The sequence below is a fragment of the Vibrio sp. D401a genome, assembly GCF_030248515.1.
In the GTDB taxonomy this organism is placed as follows: Bacteria; Pseudomonadota; Gammaproteobacteria; order Enterobacterales; family Vibrionaceae; genus Vibrio; species Vibrio rotiferianus.
The window spans coordinates 182,604-208,516 of sequence record NZ_JAHGAI010000035.1 but is presented as its reverse complement, the minus strand read 5'-3'; the positions used below and the strand labels follow the sequence as shown (position 1 = coordinate 208,516).

Genomic DNA, 25,913 nt, shown 5'->3' with positions numbered 1-25,913 from the left:
CCATTTTTTGCATATTAGAAATATTAGGATGTCATCATGAGTGAAGAAGGTCATTCACCTAAAGGGCAATTACTGCTTCGTACTTTGGCTATGCCAGCCGACACAAATGCCAACGGCGATATCTTTGGCGGTTGGATCATGTCTCAATTGGATTTAGCTGGTGCAATCTTGGCCAAAGAAATATCTTCCGGCCGCGTTGTTACTGTTTCAGTTTCCAGCATTACCTTTAAAAAGCCGGTTAGCGTTGGAGACGTTGTATGTTGCTACGGCGTATGCAGTAAAATTGGTCGTACTTCAATGAGCGTTGATCTAGAGGTTTGGGTAAAACCAGTCAAAGTACACGGTGTTGAAGATCGCTTCATGGTTTGTGATGCCACATTCAACTACGTAGCCATCGATAGTGACGGTAAACCACGCCCGATTCAAAAGTAATCTATTGTACTTAAATGCTAGGAATTGCTTCACAATTTCGCATGTAAACTTGTTCGTGGTATAAAAAAGGCGTTAAATTAACACTTTACCCTCCCAATTAAGGAACTATGCTATGTGGTATGTCATCTTTTCTCAGGATATTGAGAATTCGTTGGAAAAACGTCTAAGTGTTCGCCCTCAACACCTTGAGCGCTTACAACAATTACAAGATGAAGGTCGCCTACTTACAGCAGGGCCAATGCCAGCGGTCGATTCCGATAATCCCGGTGAAGCAGGCTTTACTGGCTCAACCGTGATAGCAGAGTTTGCTAGTTTGGAAGATGCCCAAGCATGGGCAGACGCTGACCCTTACATTGCGGCGGGTGTTTACGAAAACGTGATCGTAAAGCCGTTTAAGAAAGTATTTTAAGTTATGAAAAAATTACTGTGTCTCTTCCTTGTATTTGGTGCGTTAGCCGGTTGTACATCTAACGATGACCAACAACGTCAGCTTGAACTGATGGCATCAAACCGCGCAGGCGTTCTATCTGCAGGCCTGCCTGTTGAGTATGGCCCACTTAAGATCTTGCGCGTTTCATCCAATAAAAATGTTGTTGAGATGATGATGATCTATAACGACGATGCGCTAGGTGCTAAGCCGTTAAATCAAGTACTCAATACCAGTATCTACACATACTGCAATACACCTGCAGTACGTAAACAAATCGATATGGGATTGATGTACCGAATTAAGATCCGCAACTCTCGTGGCCAATTAATAGCAGATGAGTTGGTATCTGAACAAACTTGTACTGCAACTCAGCAGCCACAGTAATGCGCTTATTCGTTCACTAGAATGAGTAAGAAATCAGATAAGAAGAAAGCGAGGCTCAATGTCCTCGCTTTTTTATTTCCATTCGCTAGTAATCATTACGCGAGCTCAGTTCGTAACTTTTTCGCAGCCGAAACCAGATTGGCTAACGCCGCTTCGGTTTCTGTCCAGTTACGAGTTTTCAAGCCACAGTCTGGGTTCACCCACAAGCGCTGCGCTGGTATTTTCTCTGCCGCTTTTTTGATCAAGCCTTCAATCCAATCTTCTGTAGGAATGTTAGGTGAATGAATGTCGTACACACCAGGTCCAATTTCATTTGGATAATTGAAATCCTCAAACGCTTTGAGTAGTTCCATGTTAGAACGAGACGTCTCAATAGTAATGACATCCGCATCCATTGCCGCAACAGAGTAAATAATTTCATTGAACTCGCTATAGCACATATGTGTATGAATTTGAGTTTCTGGCTTCGCGCTAGCTGCCGAGATCTTAAATGCATCAACGGCCCAGTTGAGGTACTCATGATGATCGCGTTTTTTCAGAGGTAAGCCTTCACGAATCGCAGGCTCATCAATTTGAATAATATTGATACCAGCCTCTTGTAAATCTGATACTTCATCTCGCAACGCAAGGGCGAGCTGGTTTGCAATTTCTTTACGAGTGATATCTTCACGAGGAAATGTCCAACACAAAATCGTCACAGGGCCAGTTAGCATACCTTTCATCTGCTTACTCGTTAGTGATTGCGCGTAGGTCGACCACTCTACCGTAATTGGTTTTTCGCGTTCTACGTCAGCGACCACAATCGCAGGTTTCACGCAGCGAGAGCCATAGCTTTGTACCCAGCCAAACTTGGTGGTTTGGAAGCCAGCTAAGTTTTCTGCAAAATACTCCACCATATCGTTGCGTTCAGCTTCACCGTGTACCAATACATCAAGGTCGAGCGCTTCTTGACGCTTTACCGCGTCGGCAATGTGACCTTTCAGCGCTTGATGATACTCAGCCTCTGAAAGTTGACCGCTTCTGAACGCACTGCGCTGAACACGTATTTCACCGGTTTGGGGAAAAGAACCGATAGTCGTAGTAGGCAACAATGGCAAACCTAGTACTTCGGCTTGATGCGCCGCACGCTCGACATAAGGAGCACTGCGCTCCGTCAAAGAAGCCGAAATCCCTTCCAAACGATGTTGTACATGTGGCTTGTTTACGTGAGTCGCGGTTTTACGAGCTTTTATTGGCTGGCTATATGTGTCACAAGCGAGGATCGCATTGTGGTCACCATCTAGTGCGCGTCCAAGTAACGCTACTTCAGTCACTTTTTGTTTTGCAAACGCAAACCAACTTTTCACCTCATCACTTAGCGCTGGTTCCAATTCCAAATCCACAGGGCTATGCAGAAGTGAACAAGAACTCGCGATCCAAAGCCTATCACCAAGTTTGTCTTTGATTGGTTGCAAGCGCTCTAACTGGGAGCTTAAATCTGAGCGCCAAACATTACGGCCGTTTATCACACCAGCAGAAAGTACCCAACCTTGTGGTAGTTTAGCGACAACTTCCTCTAGCTGCTCTGGAGCGGCTGACAAATCAATATGCAAGCCATCGACTTTCAGATCTATAACCTTATCAATCGTGTCAGTAACAGAATCAAAATAGGTCGTGAGAAGCACCTTCACATCACTTCGGATCACTTGATAAGCCAACTTAAACGCGTCAGCCCACTTATCTTCAAGTTCAAGTGAAAGAACTGGCTCATCAATTTGTACCCATTCCACACCTTGGCTTGCCAACTTAGACAAAATCGCTTGGTACGGTGTGAGTAATCTCGGCAGTAAGGTAAGGCGGTCAAAGTCTTCTTCTACTTCTTTGCCCAAGTACAGATAGCTAAGCGGACCAAGCAACACAGGCTTTACTTTATGCCCCGCTTTGATTGCTTCGTTCACTTCTTCAAACAACTGTGGCCAGCTGACTTCAAATGTATCGTCCTTACTGAATTCAGGTACAATGTAGTGATAGTTGGTATTGAACCACTTGGTCATGTCAGAGGCCGCTGCACCTGCACAGCCACACCCCGATTGAGACTGACCACGACCCACTTTGAATAAGGTATCCAGATCTGGGAAGCCAGTTGCATGACGCTTAGGAACATGTCCCAAAAGCAGCGTCGTGGTTAATACGTGATCGTACCAAGCAAAATCTCCGGCAGTTGCGAAACTCAATCCCGCTTCTGATTGGGTGTTCCAGTTTTTCTCGCGTAGTGCCGCGCCGACTCGTTTAAGCTCAGCTTGATCGATTTCACCTCGCCAGTATTTCTCCTGTGCAAACTTCAGTTCGCGCTTTTCGCCAATGCGTGGGTAACCAAGAATATGCGTTGTCGTAGCCATGTCCGTATTCCTTATTCATTTTCTGATATTGAGGTCAGCACATCGGGAATGAAATTCACCAAGATGTCTGGATGGCTAAAACTATCTCTCTCATGCATGAGTTGAACAACATCCAATTATTCAACTTGTTTATTAAAAAAATTCATAGTGAGCGATCTCACTCGCACTAGATTGACACAAATGGACGTCTAGACGTTTACATATCCATTTTTTATCGGTAAGTTAATATGGCTCATGGAAGACACATAAGGATGAAAGGGATTCATGATAGAGTTGAAACACTTACGTACCCTCACCTCGTTAAGAGATACTGGGTCACTCACTGCGACCGCGACGGCATTGCATTTAACGCAATCCGCCCTTTCACACCAAATCAAAGACCTAGAATCTCGCATTGGTGGTCAGCTGTTTTTGCGAAAAACTCGCCCAGTAAAATTCACTTCTGAAGGAGAGATCCTACTGCGTCTTGCTGATGAAATATTGCCAAAGATCGCCAGATCCGAGAACGAGCTGGCCAGCCTCAAAGAGGACGTTAACGGACGCTTGCACATGGCAATTGAGTGCCATTCTTGCTTCCAGTGGTTGATGCCTGCACTGAAGGAATATCAGTTAACGTGGCCAAGTGTCACGCTCGATTTCTCGTCCGGATTTGGCTTTGAGCCTCTACCTGCATTACTCGCCGGAGAACTTGATTTAGTGATCACTTCCGATATTCAGCCACGCTCTGAAGTGCATTATGAGCCACTATTCGATTTCGAAATGCGTCTGATCACGTCCACCAGCCATCCCCTTGCCAATAAAGAGATCATTGAACCTGAAGATCTTGCCGATCAAACCATGCTTTCTTACCCAGTCCAGAAACAAAGATTGGATGTGGTGAAGCACTTCTTACAGCCAGCAGGTATAGAGCCAGCAAAATGGAAGCAAGCAGATAACACGCTAATGCTGGTACAAATGGTGTCAGCAGGCTTGGGAGTCGCGGCATTGCCTAACTGGGCTATTTCGGAGTTTTCGCGTCAAGGGCTCATCACCAGTAAGCCATTTGGGGATGGGTTGTGGCGTCGCTTATTTGCAGCAACACGCAACTCAGAAAAGGATAAGCGTTACTTGCAAGCCTTCTTTGCCACCGCGCGCCAACAATGCAAAAGCCACCTTGACGGCATCAAGATGGCTTAAAATATGGGATATAGAAACGAAATTAACGTTCGTAGGATTTGAATTGATTGGTAAGTGGGTCGTATTGGTAACCAAGCATATCAAGCTTGCCCACCACCGATTCCACGTCCATCTCATACATAGAAACCAGTTCTTCAAAGCTGTCGCACTCTAAGCGCAACTTTTCATTCACGATACCCAGCAAGATAATGCTGTCCCAGTTACTCACATTGCTTAAGTCCATAGCGACACTCCTCTAAAACAAGGTATTCTGCCTCAATTCTGTTGAGCACATGCGTCTTGGCGCGCTCTAATCCAATAGAGGCTATATCTAAAGCGTAGACTTAATCTAATGATTTGAAAGTGAGCTCGGTCTAAATCCCGAGCTCATCAATAAGAATTCTGATAGGAGTGTTAAACAGATAGGCTTATGCGCTAAGCAGGAATAGACCTTGAAGGCTGGTCATTGAAGCAAGAGCAAGTAACAATGCCGCTGCAACTTGGACTTTGTTTGGTGTCTTATGGGTAAAGATATGCCAGCACCAAACCACGATCGCCATAATCAGCATCGCCAATGACGCCAAGATATGTTGAGTAACAGAGTTAAGCGTCACTTCATCTAATTGATAGGCAGAGAACAGGCTCATCACAACCAACAGCATACCTGATACCACGCCTGTCACTGGAAGAATGCGATGGAAAGCTTGTAGACGGCTACGCGCTATCACAAGTAGAAGCTGCGCAAATACTGCCCCTAAGAAGAAAACCATCAGAGCCATAGAAGCGGAAGCAGCCCAGTACGGTTGTTCTATCACTTGAATGCTCACATAAGCAAACGCCAAACCGTTCGCTAGATGCAGCGCCCATAAAGGACCTTTTTCACGTGTCTTTTTGGTTTGAACTTGTGAGTAAAAATAGAAGATAGTGAATACAATCATGAATGCTTCAATACGAAGCGATGCTACTGCTAACCAAAGAATGCCAATTGATGGCAACATCTTGTGCAGACGACCACGTTGACCCGGACAGATATCGCCCTTAATCAAAAGCAAGGTCAACAGCGCTTGGGCGCCAAATAGCATAGGAGGAAAAGTTAACAGCAGTTGTTGAATCATGTTGAATGCAAACTCAAAAGTCATTTTGGGGTGGCGATAATAGCAAATCACTATGATCTCTACTACTACCGCCCTAATCTATTGATACGTTTACTGGCATTCAACTATTTGCTAGGTAGTACAAAATATCATCTTGTGTAATAACACCTCGGAAATAATGATTTTCGTCGCAAACAACCCAAGGAAAACTAATATTAGCTTGTAGCAGCTCAGGAATATATTTGAGCTTGGTGCTTGACTCTACCGTTTGAAACTTAGTACTCATCACTTGATTAATGGGTTTCTTCCAAACTCTAGCTTCTCTCTCTGTCTCTAAATCCGTCCCCATGGAAGGTGTCAAATGTAGACTGATGTGCTCTTTCAAAATAATGCCAACACAACGCTTTTCATCAACAACAACTAACGGGGAGCCCTCATTCAAATTCATAAACTCGACTGCAAGGGACAAAGGCTCGCCAGGATCGAGGTGGTGAACATTCGCATGACATATCGAGAGCAACGAAGCGTTGGGGTTCAATTTTGACTGCACCTCAACAAACAGATCCTCGTATGAAACAAGCTTGTCAAACATTACTGTGGGAAGCGCCTCTGAGAACACAAACCCCTGCATGAAGTCTACACCTATTCTTGATAGCGCTTTCAGCTCAGCCAATGTTTCAACCCCTTCCGCAATAACTTGCACTCCTAAACTGTGGGCAAGCTGAGTGATCATTTTGACAATATTGTATTTCGTACTTCCCTCTGTAAGGTTTTGCACAAACTTTCTGTCAATTTTAAGTACATCAAACTGACCATCTTCAAGGTAAGAAAAGGAAGAGTACCCCGTGCCAAAATCGTCAATAGCAACCCTGATGCCATGTTGACGCAGTTGTTCAAGAGCCATCGCGTGCTCAGCATCTTGCTCAAAGTACGCAGTTTCAGTTAGCTCTATGGTTACCGCGCGGGGGTCAACGCCACTCGACTGAATGATTTCAAATGAATTTTGCAATACTTGTAATGAGTCAAGACGAGTATTCAAAGACCGATTAATGGTTAAGCCAATATCTTCTCCATAAACACTCTGCAAATGTGGCAACTGCTTGATAGCAATTTGGCAAACCAAATCATCCAGCGCTGAAACCAACTCAAGATCTTCAATAACAGTGATCATCTCTTGAGTGCTGCACTGCTGATTTTTATGTTGGAACCGAGCGAGTGCCTCAAATTTTACAACTCGTCCTGTTTTAGTCTCTATAATTGGTTGAAAATAAACATCTATTTGTTTTGATGCTATTTGTTCTCTCAACTGGCTTTCTAGTTGAAGTCGTTTTACCAGTTCAGAGTGCAAATCACTGTTGTAAAAGTTGAAGTAACTTTCAATTCCAGATTTAGCAGAAACCATTGCTTGTGCAGCTTGAACTACCGCTTTAGTTGGACTGTCTGTATCATAACCAATGACCGAGACACCTGTACGACCTGCGACAACGGAATCGTGCATTTCAGAGCCTACTTCCGCCCTTAGTTCAGTGAAGAACCCTCGAATTGCAATTTGTATCAATCGTAATGGGCTAAGCCAACGGCATTTGGGTGTTTGTATACAAATAGAAAAAACATTTTTGGTAAGTTGGCTCGCTATACTGACATGTTTACTGCGCATTAAAAAATCAGAAAAACCTAACTGCTCTTCAACCATAAGTTGGGAGCTGAACTTAGGAGCAAGAGTCATGACAATCTTGATGTCTTTTTTCAAATCATTGCCACATAAGGCATTAAGTTGTTTTTCGAACTCTAACTTATTTGGTAGATAACTAATCCAATTAGAGTGACCATCTTTTCGGCTCTTTAATCTAAATAAAGACGCGGAAATGTCCGTCGAAAAACCCAAATATAGAATTTGCTGACTTGGAAGAGCAAGCTTATAGACACAAAGGTGATGAGCTTGGTCGCCTCCCGAAGCATTGAGGCTGAGTAAGTTGCCAGACCAACTTCCTTCCCGTTCGACTTCTTCCCAAATTTTCTCGTAGAAATCTCGACTATGTAGCTCAGAGCTAAATATCTGAGTTTTGAGTCCGACAATATCTAGGTTTTGATAACCCATTTGTCGTTCAAATGCCGAGTTGCATCCTAATATTTTGGTTTCTTCATCGGCAACCAGCACACCAACATTCGGCAGTTTAAAAATCGTTTCAAGAATTTTGGCCAGTTCTTCAGTTCCGTGTAGCTTTAACTGTGGGACCAGAGTTCCTTGGATGTAGGCATCATTAATCTTTTCAAAACAACAATCTATGTGAACTAAGACATCCTGTTTCGGAACGATACAGCATGAGAATCCGTCCTCTCCACCTAATGCCTTTACTCGGTTAAAACGATTCAGAGCATCTTCTCTTTGCTGTTTAGACATATAGTCAATTAACTGCTCAAAGCTAAATATCGGTTCTTCGATTGCACAGCAATCCTTTAGTGCTTGCCTATCACAATCAAATACAAGTGTTTCTAAATCAAGCGACCAATTAATCACTTTGCTTGCATTCCTTTGTGTGAGCTCTGCCTGCTGCAGCATATTAAGCATTTCAGTCATAACTTAGCCTCACTCCTTTAGCACCTCCTGTGCAACACCTTGAGTATAGAAAAGTTTTCCTATAAGCACACTAATGCTTATAGGTAAAGTTTGATCCCCCTCAAACCTTGTAACCTTAAGAATTAAATGGCCAAATTGCCTAAAAATTCTTCCTAAAAATCGTAGCTCTGAACAAATCGCCTTGAACTAGCTGAGATATGCGACTTCACTGTAGATACCTGATCATCAAATCGCTATAATTCGCGCTCCCTGGAACAGAGAGCAAAATATGACCAACGACATTACTCCTATTCATGAGTACAAAAAATACTGGGCTGAGTGTTTTGGTACGGCACCTTTCTTGCCGACCAGCCGCAAAGAAATGGACGCCCTAGGATGGGATAGTTGTGACATTATCATTGTCACGGGTGACGCATACGTGGACCACCCGAGCTTTGGTATGGCAATCATTGGTCGTCTTCTAGAAGCACAAGGCTTCCGTGTTGGTATCATTGCTCAACCAGAATGGAACAACAAAGATGCTTTCATGCAGCTTGGTAAGCCAAATCTGTTCTTCGGGATCACCGCGGGTAACATGGACTCGATGATCAACCGTTACACGGCGGATAAAAAGCTTCGTCACGATGATGCGTACACGCCAAACAACGAAGGCGGTAAACGTCCTGATCGTGCAACCTTGGTGTATTCACAGCGTTGTCGTGAAGCCTATAAAGGCACACCTATCGTTCTTGGTGGTATCGAAGCAAGTTTGCGACGTGTGGCTCACTACGATTACTGGTCTGATAAAGTTCGCCGCTCTGTTCTGTTCGATGCAAAAGCGGACATCCTTCTTTTTGGTAACGCAGAACGTGCCCTAGTGGAAGTCGCGCACCGTCTTGCCGATGGCGAAGACATTTCGACCATGACCAACATTCGCGGTACTGCGGTAAACCTTGCGGCAGAGCCAGAAGGCTACACCATTATCGATTCTTCTCGCATTGAGAAACCTCGTAAAGAAGCGTTCGTACCTAAGAACCCTTACGAAGTGGAAACTCAGTGCGATACCAAAAAAGATGAGCCCGTCGCACAGCCGATCACGATTCGTCCATCGCGTCACGATGCAGCAACGACCGCTGTCCGCCTGCCTCATTTTGAAAAACTCAACAACGACCGTATTCTTTATGCGCACGCGAGCCGTGTGATGCACTTGGAAACCAACCCATACTCTGGCCGCGCACTGATTCAGCGTCATGGTGACCGTGAGCTTTGGGTAAACCAAGCTCCGATCCCGCTAAGCACAGAAGAGATGGACTACGTGTTCGGCCTATCGTACGCACGTGTTCCCCACCCAATGTACGGCAAAGCAAAAATTCCTGCTTACGACATGATTAAGACCTCGGTTAACATCATGCGTGGCTGTTTTGGTGGCTGTTCTTTCTGTTCGATTACCGAGCACGAAGGCCGCATCATTCAAAACCGCTCACAAGACTCAATCATCAATGAGCTGGAAGAGATCCGCGACAAAGTACCTGGCTTTACCGGTACAATCTCTGACTTGGGTGGCCCTACAGCAAACATGTACCGTCTTGGCTGTAGCGATCCGAAAGCAGAAGCAAACTGTCGTCGCCCTTCTTGTGTGTTCCCAGGTATCTGTAACAAACTAAACACGGACCACAAACACACCATCGATCTTTACCGTGCCGCGCGTAAAGTGGAAGGCGTGAAGAAAGTCATGATCGCATCAGGCGTACGTTACGACCTAGCGATTGAATCACCAGAGTACGTGAAAGAGCTTGTAACTCACCACGTAGGCGGTTACCTGAAGATTGCTCCAGAGCATACCGAGAAAGGTCCACTGGACCTGATGATGAAACCGGGCATGGGCACTTACGACCGCTTTAAAGAGATGTTTGAGAAGTACAGCGCGGAAGCGGGTAAGAAGCAATACCTGATCCCTTACTTCATCTCAGCACACCCAGGTACCGAAGACGAAGACATGCTGAACTTGGCGCTGTGGTTGAAGAAAAACAACTTCGAGTGTGACCAAGTACAGAACTTCTACCCATCGCCGATGTGTAACGCAACGTCAATGTACTACTCAGAGACAAACCCTCTGAAACGCGTGAAGTACAAACAACGTGAAGATGTACCAGTAGCAAAAGGTGAACGTCAACGTCGTCTACATAAAGCGCTACTTCGCTACCACGATCCAGATAACTGGCCAATGATCCGTGAAGCGCTGATCAACATGGGCAAGAAGCACCTGATTGGTGATAAGCCGAACTGTCTGGTTCCAGCAGAAGACATTGATGCGCAAACACCAGCACAACGTCGTAAGTCTGGTCGTCACGGTGCAAACCGTTTCGCAACTAAACACACCAAGAACCAACCAGGCTTTGGTGGTCACTTGAACAAACGTTCTGAAGGTGGCTCGCGTGATGGCAAACCATCTGGCAACCGCAACGGTTCAGGTAAAACGCAAGGCGGTCAAAACGGCCAAGGTCGTGGAAACCAAAACCGCGGTAATGGTGGCGCAAATGGTCAACGTCCTAACTCGAGCTCTCGACCAGGCGGTAACAACCAAAACCGTTCAAACGGCGCAGGTTCACAAGGTCAAGGTCGTCCTCAAGGACAAGGCAAACCGGCTGGTCAACGCAAACCGAAACGCCGTTAATTCAATATGACTTGAATACTAAAAAGGGCTCCAGAGATAACTCTGGAGCCCTTTTGTTTTGTCTGAATGAACCTGGATAGCTAAATTATTTCGCTACGTTACCTGCAACGTTCAGTGCATCCCAAGTACGTGCGAATGGTGGTGCGTAGCAGAAGTCCATGTAGCCTAGTTGCTGTGTTGTCATCTTCGCGGTGATGGCAACAGCAAGTGCGTTGATTCTGCCTACTGCGCCTTTCTTACCAACGATTTCGCCACCAAGCAATACATTGGTTTCTGGGTGATAAACCAGCTTCACTTTAATGTCTTCTTGACCTGGGTAGTAGTCGGTTTGGTTCTTATCTGAAATGGTTGAAACCTTCACTTCCAAACCGTGTTCTTTGGCTAGAAGTTCTGATACGCCTGTGCATGCCAGTTCGTAGTCCAGCACTTTCAAGCAAGACGAGCCCAAGAAACCACTCATGTAAGTGTCTTTGCCTGCAAGTTTATCCGCCATCATGCGCGCTTGTTTGTTAGCAGTGGTTGCAAGTGGAACATACACTGATTTTCCTAGCGCCATGTGGTGAACCACTGCACAGTCGCCAGCTGCGTAGATGTGTGCATCTTCTGTTGCGCCAAACTCATCGACTAGTAGTGCGCCGTTCGCGGCTTTTGGTAACTCGAACGCTTCTGTGTTTGGTTTAAAGCCAAGTGACATGATCACAACGTCTGCTTCCACATTGCCGTTGTCGGTTTCTACGATGTAACCGCCTTGCTCTGCGTCGCGAATGGCTGATACGCTGCAACTGGTTTTTAGCTCAGCGCCAGATTCACGAATCGCGCCTTCTACCACTTCAATCATCTCAGGGCTGAACTGACGGCTCATCACGTGTTGTTCACGCTCAATAATGGTGACGTGTTTGCCTAGTAGGTGCGCAGCATCGAACACTTCAAGGCCGATAAAGCCGCCGCCGATAACGCAAACGCGTTGTTTGTTGCTGTCCTTAAGCGCTTCTTTTACCGCCAAGCCATCTTCCATGCTGGTTAGCGTGTATACGTGTTCTGGGTTGAACTCGCCAAACGATGGCACGATTGGACGCGCGCCCGTGGCAATCACCAACATATCGTAATCGATGGTGCTTTCTTCACCTTGGTGACGGACTTTAATCTGCTTTTCAGTGCGGTCTAGTGCCACCATTTCAGTTTCAATGCGCACGTCTAAACCCGATTTAATCGCTTGTTCTGGCGTACGAGAAATCATGCGTTCAGTGTCATCAAACATGCCACCAGCAAAGTAAGGTAAGCCACACGCACCGAACGAGATGTAATCGCGCTTATCTAGCACAATCACTTCATCTGATGGCTGATTACGTTTGTATTTCGCTGCGAAACTCATACCTGCAGCACTACCGCCTACGACAACAACTTTCATATTTATTACCTAAATAACCTGAACTCAGGAAAAACGGAGAGCACCCGCGTTGGGTGCTCTTTATTAAGTTTGGAAATTACACTGCTGCTTCTTTTGTTACTGTTGCAGCAACATCAGCGTTGTATTGCTCAGTGTTTAGTGAGCCATTCTTCTTCGCGGTTAGTACACCTGACAACATTGAGCCAGAGATGTTAAGCGCGGTACGAGCCATGTCGATAAGTGCTTCGATAGAAACCAGAATCGCCACAACCGTAATGTCTAGACCCATGATAGTCAGCACCGCTACCGCCGCGAACGTTGCACCGCCACCAACACCTGCGATACCGAATGAAGCAATCGCGATGACAGCAATCAGTTGTAGGATGAAGCCTAGGTCAACTGGCATGCCCATTACTTGAGCCGCCATGATAGCTAGCATTGCTGGGTAGATACCCGCACAACCGTTCTGACCGATACTGGTACCGAATGTTGCTGACATGTTTGCTGTTTCTTCGTCCACACCTAGACGTTGAGTTTGAGTTTCAACGTTTAGTGGGATTGCTGCCATGCTTGAGCGAGAACCGAAGCCAAATACAAGCACTGGCCAGATTTTCTTCATGAACTTCGCAGGAGACAGACCGAACATAGACACCATCACGAAGTGGATAGCGAACATGACACCGATTGCCACGTAGCTTGCTAGTAGGAAGCGACCCATTTCTGCTAGTGCGAACAAATCGTTTGTCATCATGAACGTGGTCATCAGAGCGAATACACCGTAAGGCGTCAGCTTCAGAATCTCACGTACCATTGAAAGTACGACTTCTTTTGCAGAGTTGATGAAATCAACGAAGTTTTGCACTTTCTCAGGCTTACGGTTTTTCACTTGCAGGATACAGTAACCAAGGAACATACCGAACAATACCGTTGATAGCGTCGACGTACGTTGAGAGCCCGTTAGCATGTCAAAGATGTTGGTTGGGATGATAGACAGCGCCATACCTGACAGGCCGCTGCTTGCCATCGCATCTTGTGTTGCAATCAGAGAGTCACCACGCGCTTCGATAGCGCTGTTAGTGCCGATAGTGCTGACTAGCGCGTTTGCATCGATACCGAATAGGTAAATACTTGCGATGCCCACTGCGGCAGAGATAGCACAAGTGAAAAGTAGAATACCGATGATTTTTGGTGCGATACGCGAAAGTGCACCGCCTTCTACGTTCATGATCGAAGAGATCATCGCTACAAATACTAGCGGGATAACGATCATTTGTAGAAGCTTGATGTAGCCTTTACCGAACACAGAAATCAGTTCAGCAAAACCTGCCGTTGCAACGTTGCCAACACCGAATACAAGTTGAATCGCACCGCCGAATAACAGACCAGCAGCAAGCGCACTCAGTACGCGGAAGTTAAAGCTTTTCTTTTGTTTTTTGAAGTTCGCAAGTAATGCGTAGAACCCAAAGAACAGGATGCTCAATCCAATAAATGAAACGCTCATGAGAATCTCCTATTGATACTCATTTATGTCCGAAAATCGGTTACTTTTTGTATGCAATGGCTTCAACTTCAACCAATGCGTCTTTTGGTAGTCTTGCTGCTTCAACGCAAGAGCGAGCTGGTGCGTTTTCTGTACCAAATACCTCTGTGTACACTTCGTTAAATGCGGCGAAGTTTTCCATATCTGATAGGAAGCATGTCGTCTTCAATACTGTGTCTAGACCCGCACCGCTTGCTTCTAGAACCGCTTTTAAGTTTTCTAGAGACTGACGAGCTTGCTCTTTGATGCCACCCTCAACAAACTGCATGGTTTCTGGAACCAGTGGTAGTTGGCCTGATGTGTAAACCATGTCGCCGTAAGACGTACCTTGAGAGTAAGGACCGATAGCGGCAGGTGCTTGTTCAGTGGCAATGATCTGTTTCACGATATAACTCCTAAGTTATTAGTTTTATTCTGATTTAAATTCACGGATAAACTTGTAAACCGCCTGACGGCTGATCCCAAGTTGCTCTGATACTTGTGTGGTCGTCTCTTTTAGTTCAAACACACCGTTATCAAACAAACAACGAATGATGGCTTTGTTACGACCTTTAGCGGAAACCGTCTCGTCTTGATCCACCTCTTGCATGGCAGCGCTCAGTGCCTGCTTGATCACGTCGTTCGCGTTATTGCTGAAGGTTTCACTGACCAAGGTTTGCGACACGTGGCACTGTGGCATCAGCGTCTTGACGATTTCTGGAAATGGGAAAGATAAGTTCATGTTGATGCACAGCATGCCAATCGGCTTTTGCTCTGGACCAGCCAAAATGCACGTGGTCGATTTCAATAGCGAGCCATCAGCAGCATTGGTGAAATAGCTCTTCGGAGAGACTTCGCCTGTTTTCTCGAATGTGCTCCACATACGTAAGCCCAAATCGGTGATTGGCGAGCCAATTTCACGCCCGGTATGATGGCCATTCACGATCTTCACGACTGAATTTTCTAGGCTTTCAAATGAATGAATAACCACTTCACAGTACGGTCCGATCAAATCGGCAATCGTGTCTGCCAAACGAAAGTAGTTGCTTAAACATTCTCTATCTTCATCGGTGAATCGTACTTGCTTTACACTCTTCATCTTGGTTTACATTTTTGAACTCAATGACTGTAAATTACTTCTTTCGGGTTAGTTGAGCAATACAGAGTAAACTTCTGTAAACCATCAATTTACGTCTAAAACACCAACAAAAATCGAAGAATTGATCGAAATCACGCGCAATAGTTGAACAAGATCACCAAAAACATATGAGTCAGGTTTAATTTCTTAAACCACATCAAAGTTTAAATATTTAAAATCAAAGATTGCAATTTTGAACACTTTAATGATCTAGCGCAAGTTCTAAAACACAGTAAACACTCCATACGGTAATGACTCCTTAGAAGCACCATTTGATTTATAAAATCCAGCCAATTAAAGCATTCGTCAGATCATTAAATTTGCATAAAACATCACCAAGCATCATTAAATCAATCCCAATTCATACTTGTAGGACGTAGCAAATTTCAAAAAGACGCAAATTAAAGAAAAAAACGGAAGAGAATAGACAAAAAAACCGAGTGCACTACGCACTCGGTTTATCGATAACTCAGTAAAAGAGAGAATAAGAAAGCTTGAACTGTGATGAGAATAAGTCGCTTGGTCAATTTCAGGCAGAGCTGGGAATGTGCTGAAACCTCACCCCTGGCGAAATACCCACTTTGAACTCAACAAATAGTTGCTCACCATGCCTGTCAGTATTCCCAAAACTAATGCAACGTACACCATGAAACCTTGAGTTCCTAAGAATAAAGTGACGCCTTTGAAAACAATGAAATTTGGTAGCGCACTGACACAAGCACTCATCATAAACTTTTGCCATTGTCGTAAAGGATTGGCTTTGTTGGATTGGGAAAATGTAAGCCAGCGATTACCAAGCCAGGTTGTGGTGGCCGCAAACAAAAAGGCAATACTACGGGCAATCATTAGCTCCAAGCCAATAAAATGGAATAGCAACGCAAAGATAATGGTGTCGACCACAAAGCCAACACCACCGACAAAAGCAAACCGAGCAAATTTAGCCATTCGCTTCACTGGTAATACAGCTATATAGGGAGCGCTTAGAATTGGCAGTAAACTCGTTCATGCAACTTAATGATTTGCTCTTGATGAGAACATCAACTTCATGATCTTTACCAACTAAATGGTAACGAGGTAATGATTCTAGAACGGCAAGATCTTCGAGTTGTTTTGCTTGGCCTTGGCTATAAAACTGTCCAGAGAATGGACGCTTGCCAACGTAGAAGACAGGAACTTCATCTTTTACCTGCTCTAAGATCACACGATCGCTGCGGCTATCCGCCTTACCAAGATTCAAAACTAGCATCGCGATCATCAAAAGAACCGGTAGAACAGTTGCGGTCCCAGAAAGCCATTTGAGGTCTTGCTTGTCGACTAGCATCGCGATAATTAACCCAAGCGCGGGAACTCCCGGAAGCACATATGCAGGTAAGATGTTGCCTGCCATCGTAAACAAAATCATTGGGGAAATTAGCCAACAAAGCAAAAAGGTAAATAAACCCTGATGATCGGTTTCGATCTCCTTCAGTGCTTTTCTACGCTTCAAAGCTAAAACGGGTAAAACGATAGACCATGGCGCAGCTGATTGTAGCCAGAATAACCAAATCATACCGCGAGGTTGGTCGTGGGCAGAGCCATATAAGTCCCCTTCCCAACCACTTACCACAAAGCGCTTAAAGTGTTCACCAACGATAAAGTAATCAATAAAGCCAGGGGTCGCCATCTCTGCCATGATGTACCATGGCAATGCAATTGCTAGCATCAGTGCCAATCCGGAAACAATTGGGAAACGCTGCCACAACGTTTTGAAAGCCCCCAAAAAACCATGCTGGATGACAAGCCACGGGAATACAGCTATACCCATGATCACAATCGCCACTGGTCCCTTAGCTAGCAGACCGCACGCTAAACCAAAGAAGCCTAAATAGCCCCAAAGTTGGCTGTACTTATCTTTTCCAAGCCAGCAGTAATAGAAACCTATCATTGCTATTGTCATCGCGAGGGTAAGAGCCATGTCCGTCATGACCGCTCCCGCTGCGATAGAAAAAATGCCACAAGTCGCCAAGACGAGAGAAGCGATCAGCGCACTGAAACCTGCTCGATGAGCCATAAATGCAATGAGGCCGATTGTCAGTACACCCGCTAACCAATGGGGCGCACGCACAGCAAACTCATTCAAGCCAAATAGCTCAATACCGTATGCACTCATCCAAGTAAATAAAGGTGGCTTACCCCAGAAAGGCACGCCGTAGTCAAATTGCGGGGTTAACCAATTCCCAGTTTCCACCATTAAGCGCGCCATTTCTCCATAACGGGCTTCCGTGGTGTCCATTAGAGGATAAGTAGCTAGTGAAATAAGACGGAGTAAAAGAGCAAACGCCAATAACAACCACAGGTGGGTTTTATTAATACTCATGATTACGCGGTTTCTCCCAATTTAAATTTCAGAGATTGGATGGATTGATGTTTTGCTGGCTGCTCGTAAACAGACTGAACAAGATAGAGAGGACGTTGCTTGGTCTCGACGAAAATACGCCCGATGTATTCACCCAAAAGACCAATAGACAGAAGTTGAACGCCACCCAATGCGAGTTGAACCACCATCATGGATGGATAACCGGTGACGGGCTCACCGAATACGACGGTTTTCATCACTATGAAAGCACCATAAAGAAATGCACTAAACGCAACTAAAGCACCCGCCAACGTCGCCAAGCGAAGAGGACGGATTGAAAAGGACGTGATGCCATCCATAGCAAGCCCGATTAGCTTGAGATAGTTCCACTTAGTTTCTCCGCAATGACGAGCATCGCGTTCAAACTGAACCGTGACTTGCTTGAAACCAGGCCAAGAGAAAATACCTTTCATGTAACGGTTACGCTCTGGTAAGGCGTTGATGTGTTTTACCACTTTTGCACTCAACAGACGGAAATCACCTACGTTCTCCGGTACATCAAGCTTCGCCATACTGTTTAGGAGTTTGTAGAAGCAAGCCGCAGAGAAACGTTTAAACCACGTTTCACCATGACGCTCACTGCGTTGCATGTTCACCACGTCATAGCCTTCACGCCATTTGGAGACCATCTTAGGAATCAACTCTGGCGGATCCTGCAGGTCGGCGTCGATCACGATGACAGCCTCACCTTTACAATGCTCTAGGCCTGCACTCATGGCAGATTCCTTTCCAAAATTACGGCTAAGAGCAATACAACGAACCACGCTAGAGGATTGAGAAAAGTTTTGCGCGATCATTAAACTGCTATCTTGGCTACCATCATCAACGTAGATAATTTCGCAATGCTCTGGCATAGCATCTAATACATCAGTTAGGCGGCGATGAAACTCAGGAAGGACTTCCTGTTCATTGTAAAAAGGCACAATGACAGACAAAACCGGTTTAAGCTCAGAGTCTTGATTGACCTTTGAAAAGGTTGCGGCGTGAATGTTTAAAGTCGACATGCTACTCTTCCACTGGAATCTTTTAGTTGCACTAATCTACTTGTTGCAATGTGAAAGAGTTGTTGTCGACATCTTTTTCACGCCCTTAGTGCATAATGTTCGGTTAAAGCAGAAAGCGATTTTCTAAAATCTGCAAAAAATGGAGAGCAATACATGAAACGCGTACTTTTAGTCGAAGATAATCGAGAAATTGCCGGCATGCTTTTCGATTATTTCGAGTGTGCAGGAATGGATCTCGATTATGCAGATAATGGTGAGCTGGGATTGAAACTTGCTATGGAAAACAGCTTCGACATTATTTTGCTCGATTTGATGCTTCCACGAATGGACGGCTTAACGGTATGCAACAAACTTAGAGATGCTGGCAACAATACCCCAGTATTGATGCTGACCGCACTTGATAGCCGTGACGATATGCTTAAAGGCTTCCAGCATGGCGCAGACGACTACCTAACCAAACCATTTGACTTGGATATCTTAGAAGCTCGAATGGAAGCACTCATCCGTCGTTATCGTGGGACTGTGGCTTCAGCCAAACTCGAGTACGGTGAAGTGTCGATCGACCAAAAAACACGAAAAGCTTACAGACAAGACAAGTTACTGGCGCTCAATCCAACCACATACACCATCTTAGAAATGCTGGTAAAGAGTGCCCCGGATATCGTTACGCGTGAGGATATTGCATTTAGCTTGTGGCAAGAAAATGAGCCCAATAATGATGTATTACGCAGCCATATTTACCAGCTGAGGAATCAACTCGATAAACCGTTCGAGTCACATCTGTTAAAGACAATACCGAAAGTCGGCTTTAGATTGGAGAGTGGTGAATGATACGCCGACTGCTTGACAACACACAGAGCATGACTGGGCGGTTAGCTCTGTTTTTCTCTTTGGTTTCAATCGTCATCGGTATATTTTGCTTCCTATTAGTTACAGCGTCACTACTATGGTCTGAAGATCGTGTCGGTGAGCGTCGCATCATGATAGACAAAAAAGAGGCCATAGAGCACTTTCAACTCTATCCTGATGAAGGGATCATTAAACTCGACCTGCTAACCACCGCGTACAACGATATAGAGTTAGTTCCAACCGAATATCAAGAATACTTAGTAGGAAAAAAACAGTTTCTCGATGAAGTGGGTGACGAAATATCCTCACGTATGGTCTACATGAGTACTTATACACATAATGGTGTTGAGTACCCAGTCATCCTCATTTCGCTCATTGATGAAATTGAAATCACCTACGATGAATTTATCTTCGTCGTCGCTTTAGTACTCAGTGTCGTTGCGGTCCTCATTTTTTTGTTTGGCAGTCTCTTATTGCGACTATCTCAAAGCCTAATTGAGCCTGTAAATTCATTGAAAAGCCAGTTGGATCAACATCATGGTGACCCAACGCAGATTTTTTCAGTTCCAGCCGGATCAGCACAAGAATTCCAGAAACTGGCTTCGCACCTAAACGAATACCGAAGTGAAATTAATAAAACCATCAAGCGTGAACAAGCGTTTGCTCGATATGCGAGTCACGAGCTTCGTACTCCTCTAACGGTAATGAAAGGTTCAAGCAGCTTATTGGCAAGAAGTGCAAATACAGATTTCCAAACACGCCAAGTGAATCGAATTCAGGATGCCACGCAGCAGATGTCAACTATGGTGGACGCCCTACTCGGTTTAGTGCGATACGAGCGCAATGCAGATGACTCTCCTATGCGAAGCATTACCGAAGAGGAACTCAGCCAAATCATCTCCCAAAGCCAAGCTCAAGCGGATGAAAAAGCGCTCAAATTTGATGTTCAGGTAAACGGTAATCCAACAACGCGAGCCACCAAAGCGGTGCTCACTATTATTCTTGGCAACCTAATTCGCAACGGTATTGCGGCAACACCATCAGGGTCGATTCACATAGGCATGGATAAAAACACCATCTCGGTCCGTGACGAAGGGGAAGGCTTCTCAAGTATTCCTCATTCTGATGGTCATGGCTTGGGCTTGATGATTGTGGATGACTTATGCCAACGTTATGGCTGGCAATTTAAGATTGGCACACATCCAGAGGGTGGATGTGAAGCACTGATTGATCTCGCGTCAGAGTATAAAGAGTAGATCATAGCTCCACCCTAAGTAACGCGAATTGCTTAGGCGTAACTTGCTAAGAAAAAGAGTCAATCAGAGAGGTATCTTACTTGCTTAGTATCAACACAGGCAATCTGATACCTCTTTCTGATTCGCTTAATTGACACCCTATGCGATGAGCGCTGCTAATCGTTTGAATGCTTGTGACGTAGGCGCCGACTCTTCACACACAGAAAACAAGTCTTCGATAAAGTACGTCAACGCTCTGGATTCAATGGTTCTAATCGCAGTTTGTTGCTCTTCAGATAAATAGCCGTAAATGCTCGCCGCACCAAAATCACCGAAGATCATCTCACCTTGTTCATTCACCAAGGTATTGTGTGCATACAAATCACCGTGACATACCTTGTTGTCATGCAAGTGATTAAACACATCCACCATCTGTTCAACAATGGCATTTACTTGCTCGACGGTTAAGGTAAACCCTTTTGGGAAGGTGTCTCGTGTGCAGGTTTCCAAAGTTGGCGGCAAACCTAAGTTGTAGTAACTGTTTGGAATCAGCTCCATCACCAACGCTAACTCATTACCGTCATCCACTTGAGCGATGGATTTCACCAAGTTGTTGTGATGTCCCGCTTGCAGACACGCTTCAAGTTCATCATGTGGGTAACCGTCACTTGTCACTTCGCCCTTGAACACTTTCACCGCCACTTCACTCGGGAAGTCGTATTGAGTGTCAGTCCAGTTAGCATGAGAAATCACGCCACTCGCTCCTTGGCCGAGAACATGGTTAAGCGAGTAACTGTTTGTCGTCACTTTCGGCACACTGTCTAGAGAAGATAGATGTTTGCAGAATGGGTTACCTGCGAACGCAAACCACGCCAGCTTAGGCAGCTTCATCAATACGTCCGGGAACTGCTCTAACTGGTTCGCAGATAAACGAATCAATTCCAAATTGACCAAGTTTTCCATGCTATTTGGCAGTTGCTTGATGCGGTTCCCCGCCAATGCCAGCTTTCTTAGGCGCGGTCTTTCACCAAGGCTGTTTGGGAGAACTTCAATCTCGTTATCCGTCAGAATCAACCAACGTAACTGGCTTGGCAGCGAGGCTTCACTCACCATTTTGATCTTATTGGTTTTAAACCCAACCATCTCAAGGTTTGGTAGCTTGCCCAGAACCTCTGGCAAATGGGTGAACTGGTTATTCGAAGCAAAGATGATTTTCAGCTTGGTCAGTTGTTCCAATTCTGGAGGTAAATCTGACAGTGCGTTGCCGGATAAGTCCAATACTTCAAGCGTTTCTGCAAGCTCTAAAATTTCCATCGGAAACTCAGTTAGCCCTTCCGCCAACTTCAGTTGTTTGATTCCTACTAATTGTCCTGTTTGTAATTGTTCTAGAGTCTGCAAAACCAAGCCTTCTGATTGAATGAAAATAAGCGGCGTAGTTTACGTGGCTTGAAGAAGAAACGCGAGTCGTGATACCGCTTGGTTCATTTAAGCTGCAAACCTTGTTGGATATGAAACCTTTTAAGACTCCCATGACCATCAGGAATAATCGAAAAGGTTGTATTGAAACACGGACTTTTTATCTGAGTTTAATGGCGTTACACTACGCGCCCTTTTTACGGCAAGGTCACGTGGTTGGACACGTCAGCAGTAGCATGAAACTCTCTGAAAGCCCGATAACTCAACACAACTTTAACGGTCATACCTTTTTCCTAAAGCGTGATGACATGCTGCACTCTCACTTTTCTGGGAATAAAGCACGTAAGTTTATGGCGTTGATGGAAACGCAGAATAGCGATATCAAAACGCTTATCAGTTATGGTTCAGCCCAATCCAATGCGATGTATTCCCTTGCTGCACTGGCACAAATCAAAGGCTGGAACTTCGAGTTCTACGTTCAGCACATTCCTTCTTGGCTCCAAGACGCGCCGATTGGTAACTATCGTGGCGCACTTGATCTGGGAATGACCATCACCGCAATGCAAAACATTGGCTCTGAGCTTCACCCTCTGGAGTATATTGAACAAGTGCGTGGTGTGGACGAAACCACCCTTGTGGTACCAGAAGGTGGACGAGCTTCCATTGCCGAACCGGGTGTGAAACAGCTAGCGATGGAAATCCTTGAGTGGACGCGCTTTGAAGGCAGTAAACAGTTTGTCATCGCCTTACCATCCGGAACAGGCACAACCGCACTCTATTTGAGTAAGCATTTAAAACCACACGGAATAGACGTAGTAACCTGTGCTTGCGTAGGTGACGCACAATACCTGACTGAACAATTCAATACTTTGGAAACGGATAACCATCCGACCATTTTATCCGTACGCGATAAGCACCACTTCGGCCGTTTATACCAAAGCGATTACGAAACATGGAACGCGTTGCACGACCAAACTAACCTTGAGTTTGACCTGCTTTATGACCCTTACATGTGGCAGTGTTTACAGCCGTGGTTGGCAGAAAATAAAGACAAAACTCTCATCTATATCCATCAAGGTGGATTACTTGGCAACGAGTCCATGTTGCCAAGATATCAACGAGAATTCGAATAAATGCTGTAGCGGAATCTGGTTACTTAATGAGTGTTAGGATTGATTTAAATTCTGGCACGCGGCAATCTTCAACCATTTCATACAAGCACATTTCCACACCAGTTAAACCAACACCATTGGCGGTCAGTTTGGCTAGCGCCAGCGCTTTGTTAGCTGGTGTTCGGGAAGAAACACAATCAGTCACAAGTTCCACTCGGTAACCCATCTGCCGCAGCGAGACCGCAGTTTGATACACGCAAATATGTGCCTCGATGCCACAAACCAACCACGTATCGACTTTGGCATTTTCTACAGCGAGTTTGAATGTCGGCTCTTTGCAACCATCAAACGTGTACTTGGCGATCGGCAGATGATCTTTCGCCAACACTTCACGAATTGGCTCTACCGTTGGCCCCAAGCGCTCTGGGTTTTGCTCTAGCCAAACGATAGGTAAGTTGAGTGCTTTCGCTCCTTTGACTAGTTTGGTGGTGCTTTCAATCAGCGCTTCGCTTTCATGCATGAGCGTTGCCAACTTACCTTGTACATCGACAATAATCAGACCCGTGGCATTTTTCGATAACATTCTCATCTCCTATGAGTCGCTTGAGAATCAACATATTCAAGCGTTTGATTAAGATAAATCTACCAGAACTACCAAACAATCAGATGAGCAAATTCGCAAAGTTATTGCCCGCTCACGCTATTCCTATTGAAATTTTTCTCTAAACAGCTCAATCAAGGCTTTAACCTTGTTTGGTAAAAACAGGTTAGATGGATAAATCAGAGTCAGATGCTGTTTAGGATGAGTAAACTCTGGCAACACTTCGACCAACTGCCCGTCCTCCAAGGCAGGCTTTGAATGCACTTGAGGTATGAATGCGATGCCGTTTCCTGCAATCGCCATTAGACGCAGCAAGTTCAAATCATCTGACCTAACCGCCACGTGTAATTCTGGATCCAATAAATCTGCGTTGTATCTATTGGTCAACAACCGATGATGTTTTAAGTCATCCATGTTTTTCAGCGGCGGATGTGCATCAAGATAGGCTTGGGATGCCACGAAATGACTACGATACGGCAATAAACTGAACTGAACATAACTGTCATCCGAGACTTTTGCAACGCTCGGAAGAAGCTGAAGGTCGAATGCTTGGCGCTTGAGATCGACACTCTCTTGATGGTTTTCAATCTCCACCGACATCTCCGGGTAGCGCGTGGTGTATTCGTTGATGATCCAATTGAACGCCGCCGAGCTCATCAACGCAGAAGGAATAGCAACCCGTACTTTCCCCGTCAGTTCTTGTTGATATTCGTGCATCACATTCAAACCTTGCTGAATGTGCTCAATGGGTTGCCCCACCAGCTCAAACAGACGCTTGCCGTGCTCGGTCAACTCAATGGTTCGCGTGGTTCTAATCAGCAATTGGCAGCCTAGCGCTTTTTCCAACTCCTGTAGTCTGCGGCTCACTTTGGAGCGCTGTAATTGGTTAGCGTCTGCGGCAGCACTGATGCCTCCGTGTACAACGGTTTGGCTAAACAGGTGAAGATCATCGAAACTTACGTTCATTGTCCTACTTTTAGGTCATTCATGCACTTAATGTCATTCTACTGAACTGTGACCAACTTCTCTATAATCGCCTGTCTTATTTGCTTGTTAGCGCCATAAATTCAGGTATCTCTTATGACAGCGGATCATAAATTCAAACACTGGATGCGAACACTTATTGTCCTGTTCATTGTACTCTTTTTCTACATCATCATTGCTGACCGTCACGCGCCAATCACCACCGAAGGGCGAGTTCAAGGTTATGTGGTGCAAGTCGCGCCAGAGGTCTCTGGCAAAGTGACCGACGTGCTTATCGACAACAACCAGTCGGTTCACAAAGGCGATGTGCTATTCAAAATCGATGACCGCAAATACAAAATTGCTCTAGAGCAAGCGGAGTTGTCACTGCAATCGGCTTACGAAAAAGAAGCCACCCTCTACTCACAACGTGAAGCAGCATTGGCGAACATTGCACGAGCAGAAGCGACCTACAATAACGCACACCGTGAATACTCCCGTCTGCAGAAGCTGTCTCAACAGAAAGTCATTTCACAATCGAACTTAGACAACGCCTACGCACAAAACCAAGTATCGCGTGCAGCCCTAAAGGCTGAGCAGCAAAACCTGAAAGTGATTGAAGCCCAACTTGGCGATAAAAAAGGCCAAAGCACCGCTGTGCGCATTGCTAAAAATGGTATCGAGAAAGCACAGCTCGATCTTGCAAATACCTCAGTACTTGCACCAAGTGACGGTGTTGTGACTAACCTGCAGTTGGAAGTGGGAACCATGGCAAACACTAACATGCCACTACTGACATTCGTACCAACAGGTTCAATGTGGGTGGCGGCTGATTTCCGCGAGAAATCGGTTGCCAACGTCAATAACAGCTATCACGCAATGGTCGCGTTTGATGCTAATCCAGGCTCAGTCTACGACTTCGATCTGTCCAGCCGAGATTACGGTGTCGCTGCAGCACAACAAACACCCAATGGCGCGCTAACCAAAGTCGAAGTAAACAACCGTTGGGTACGAGATGCACAGCGCACTCGCGTGAACCTAACCAGTGAAGAAGCACTGCCTTCATCGCTATTTGTCGGCTCGCGTGCAACCATCGTGCTTTATCCAGACAACAGCCCGTTCTGGGCGCTGATGGCACAAGTACAAATCTATCTTGCTAGCTGGTTCCACTTTATCTACTAGGCGGCTAC

General features: G+C 45.4%; 23 protein-coding genes. 9 read left to right on the top strand and 14 right to left on the bottom strand.

All coding sequences use genetic code 11. From position 1 onward, the window contains the following. Positions 1-36: 36 nt before the first annotated feature. The 3 genes from yciA to KIV41_RS14950 all read left to right on the top strand — a co-directional run bounded on the left by yciA (position 37) and on the right by KIV41_RS14950 (position 1,246). A complete protein-coding gene (gene yciA / locus KIV41_RS14960) occupies positions 37-432 on the top strand; it encodes an acyl-CoA thioester hydrolase YciA (protein ID WP_010447478.1) in 396 nt (131 codons plus the stop codon). Positions 433-544: 112 nt separating this feature from the next. After that, entirely contained in the window at positions 545-841 is a 297-nt protein-coding gene (locus tag KIV41_RS14955; protein WP_010447476.1) for a YciI family protein, read from the top strand. A gap of 3 nt (positions 842-844) precedes the next feature. Beyond that, on the top strand, positions 845-1,246 hold the full coding sequence (locus KIV41_RS14950) for a GspS/AspS pilotin family protein (protein WP_071236145.1): 402 nt from the start codon (positions 845-847) through the stop codon (positions 1,244-1,246). Between the two features lie 95 nt (positions 1,247-1,341). On the opposite strand, the gene metE is transcribed toward KIV41_RS14950, so the two are convergent. Continuing rightward, positions 1,342-3,624: a 5-methyltetrahydropteroyltriglutamate--homocysteine S-methyltransferase gene (gene metE / locus KIV41_RS14945; protein WP_285336939.1), complete on the bottom strand. Its 2,283-nt coding sequence runs from the start codon at positions 3,622-3,624 to the stop codon at positions 1,342-1,344. Between the two features lie 264 nt (positions 3,625-3,888). Here metE and metR point away from each other — a divergent pair, with 264 nt between their 5' ends. Then, on the top strand, positions 3,889-4,800 hold the full coding sequence (gene metR / locus KIV41_RS14940; protein WP_285336938.1) for an HTH-type transcriptional regulator MetR: 912 nt from the start codon (positions 3,889-3,891) through the stop codon (positions 4,798-4,800). Between the two features lie 22 nt (positions 4,801-4,822). Here the strand turns inward: metR and KIV41_RS14935 are convergent, their stop codons facing one another. From KIV41_RS14935 to KIV41_RS14925, 3 genes are all read right to left on the bottom strand, one after another. Beyond that, positions 4,823-5,023 carry a DUF4250 domain-containing protein gene (locus KIV41_RS14935; RefSeq protein ID WP_005445023.1) on the bottom strand — a complete coding sequence of 67 codons (201 nt, stop codon included), beginning with the start codon at positions 5,021-5,023 and terminating at the stop codon, positions 4,823-4,825. A 184-nt stretch (positions 5,024-5,207) separates the two neighbouring features. Then, a complete protein-coding gene (locus KIV41_RS14930; protein WP_285336937.1) occupies positions 5,208-5,918 on the bottom strand; it encodes a hypothetical protein in 711 nt (236 codons plus the stop codon). A gap of 76 nt (positions 5,919-5,994) precedes the next feature. Then, positions 5,995-8,451 (bottom strand): EAL domain-containing protein, encoded by a 2,457-nt coding sequence (locus KIV41_RS14925; RefSeq protein ID WP_045387841.1) that lies wholly within the window; start codon positions 8,449-8,451, stop codon positions 5,995-5,997. A 268-nt stretch (positions 8,452-8,719) separates the two neighbouring features. Between KIV41_RS14925 and KIV41_RS14920 the strand changes: the two genes are divergently transcribed. Continuing rightward, complete coding sequence (locus KIV41_RS14920) at positions 8,720-11,104, top strand: YgiQ family radical SAM protein (RefSeq protein ID WP_071236149.1); 2,385 nt, start codon at positions 8,720-8,722, stop codon at positions 11,102-11,104. Between the two features lie 85 nt (positions 11,105-11,189). Here the strand turns inward: KIV41_RS14920 and KIV41_RS14915 are convergent, their stop codons facing one another. The 7 genes from KIV41_RS14915 to KIV41_RS14885 form a co-directional block, all read right to left on the bottom strand. Further along, positions 11,190-12,512, bottom strand: a complete 1,323-nt coding sequence (locus tag KIV41_RS14915; RefSeq protein WP_252041897.1) for a CoA-disulfide reductase — start codon at positions 12,510-12,512, stop codon at positions 11,190-11,192. A gap of 76 nt (positions 12,513-12,588) precedes the next feature. Beyond that, positions 12,589-13,992, bottom strand: a complete 1,404-nt coding sequence (locus KIV41_RS14910) for a cation:dicarboxylate symporter family transporter (protein WP_285336936.1) — start codon at positions 13,990-13,992, stop codon at positions 12,589-12,591. A gap of 40 nt (positions 13,993-14,032) precedes the next feature. Beyond that, the gene (locus KIV41_RS14905) at positions 14,033-14,416 is read right to left on the bottom strand and encodes a RidA family protein (protein WP_005434996.1); all 384 of its coding nucleotides are present in this window, start codon (positions 14,414-14,416) and stop codon (positions 14,033-14,035) included. Between the two features lie 24 nt (positions 14,417-14,440). Then, positions 14,441-15,109 (bottom strand): transcriptional regulator, encoded by a 669-nt coding sequence (locus KIV41_RS14900; protein ID WP_285336935.1) that lies wholly within the window; start codon positions 15,107-15,109, stop codon positions 14,441-14,443. A 597-nt stretch (positions 15,110-15,706) separates the two neighbouring features. Beyond that, positions 15,707-16,093, bottom strand: a complete 387-nt coding sequence (locus KIV41_RS14895) for a GtrA family protein (RefSeq protein WP_285336934.1) — start codon at positions 16,091-16,093, stop codon at positions 15,707-15,709. Beyond that, entirely contained in the window at positions 16,086-17,504 is a 1,419-nt protein-coding gene (locus KIV41_RS14890) for a glycosyltransferase family 39 protein (RefSeq protein WP_285336933.1), read from the bottom strand. The genes KIV41_RS14895 and KIV41_RS14890 overlap by 8 nt, the downstream gene beginning before the upstream one ends. A gap of 2 nt (positions 17,505-17,506) precedes the next feature. Beyond that, on the bottom strand, positions 17,507-18,547 hold the full coding sequence (locus tag KIV41_RS14885; RefSeq protein WP_010447446.1) for a glycosyltransferase family 2 protein: 1,041 nt from the start codon (positions 18,545-18,547) through the stop codon (positions 17,507-17,509). A gap of 153 nt (positions 18,548-18,700) precedes the next feature. On the opposite strand from KIV41_RS14885, the gene KIV41_RS14880 reads away from it, so the two are divergent. Next, the gene (locus tag KIV41_RS14880) at positions 18,701-19,378 is read left to right on the top strand and encodes a response regulator transcription factor (RefSeq protein WP_010447445.1); all 678 of its coding nucleotides are present in this window, start codon (positions 18,701-18,703) and stop codon (positions 19,376-19,378) included. Beyond that, positions 19,375-20,652: a HAMP domain-containing sensor histidine kinase gene (locus tag KIV41_RS14875; protein ID WP_045387861.1), complete on the top strand. Its 1,278-nt coding sequence runs from the start codon at positions 19,375-19,377 to the stop codon at positions 20,650-20,652. The genes KIV41_RS14880 and KIV41_RS14875 overlap by 4 nt, the downstream gene beginning before the upstream one ends. 138 nt (positions 20,653-20,790) lie before the next feature. On the opposite strand, the gene KIV41_RS14870 is transcribed toward KIV41_RS14875, so the two are convergent. Next, positions 20,791-22,029 (bottom strand): leucine-rich repeat-containing protein kinase family protein, encoded by a 1,239-nt coding sequence (locus tag KIV41_RS14870; RefSeq protein ID WP_045387865.1) that lies wholly within the window; start codon positions 22,027-22,029, stop codon positions 20,791-20,793. Positions 22,030-22,283: 254 nt separating this feature from the next. Here KIV41_RS14870 and KIV41_RS14865 point away from each other — a divergent pair, with 254 nt between their 5' ends. Continuing rightward, positions 22,284-23,180: a 1-aminocyclopropane-1-carboxylate deaminase/D-cysteine desulfhydrase gene (locus KIV41_RS14865; RefSeq protein ID WP_045387869.1), complete on the top strand. Its 897-nt coding sequence runs from the start codon at positions 22,284-22,286 to the stop codon at positions 23,178-23,180. A 19-nt stretch (positions 23,181-23,199) separates the two neighbouring features. Here KIV41_RS14865 and KIV41_RS14860 read toward each other — a convergent pair whose 3' ends face one another. Together KIV41_RS14860 and KIV41_RS14855 are read right to left on the bottom strand one after the other, a co-directional pair. Then, on the bottom strand, positions 23,200-23,742 hold the full coding sequence (locus KIV41_RS14860; RefSeq protein WP_252041894.1) for a hydrolase: 543 nt from the start codon (positions 23,740-23,742) through the stop codon (positions 23,200-23,202). 123 nt (positions 23,743-23,865) lie between these two features. Further along, entirely contained in the window at positions 23,866-24,726 is an 861-nt protein-coding gene (locus KIV41_RS14855; RefSeq protein ID WP_252041892.1) for a LysR family transcriptional regulator, read from the bottom strand. A gap of 114 nt (positions 24,727-24,840) precedes the next feature. Between KIV41_RS14855 and KIV41_RS14850 the strand changes: the two genes are divergently transcribed. Continuing rightward, a complete protein-coding gene (locus KIV41_RS14850; protein ID WP_010447439.1) occupies positions 24,841-25,905 on the top strand; it encodes an HlyD family secretion protein in 1,065 nt (354 codons plus the stop codon). The last annotated feature ends 8 nt before the right edge of the window (positions 25,906-25,913 follow it).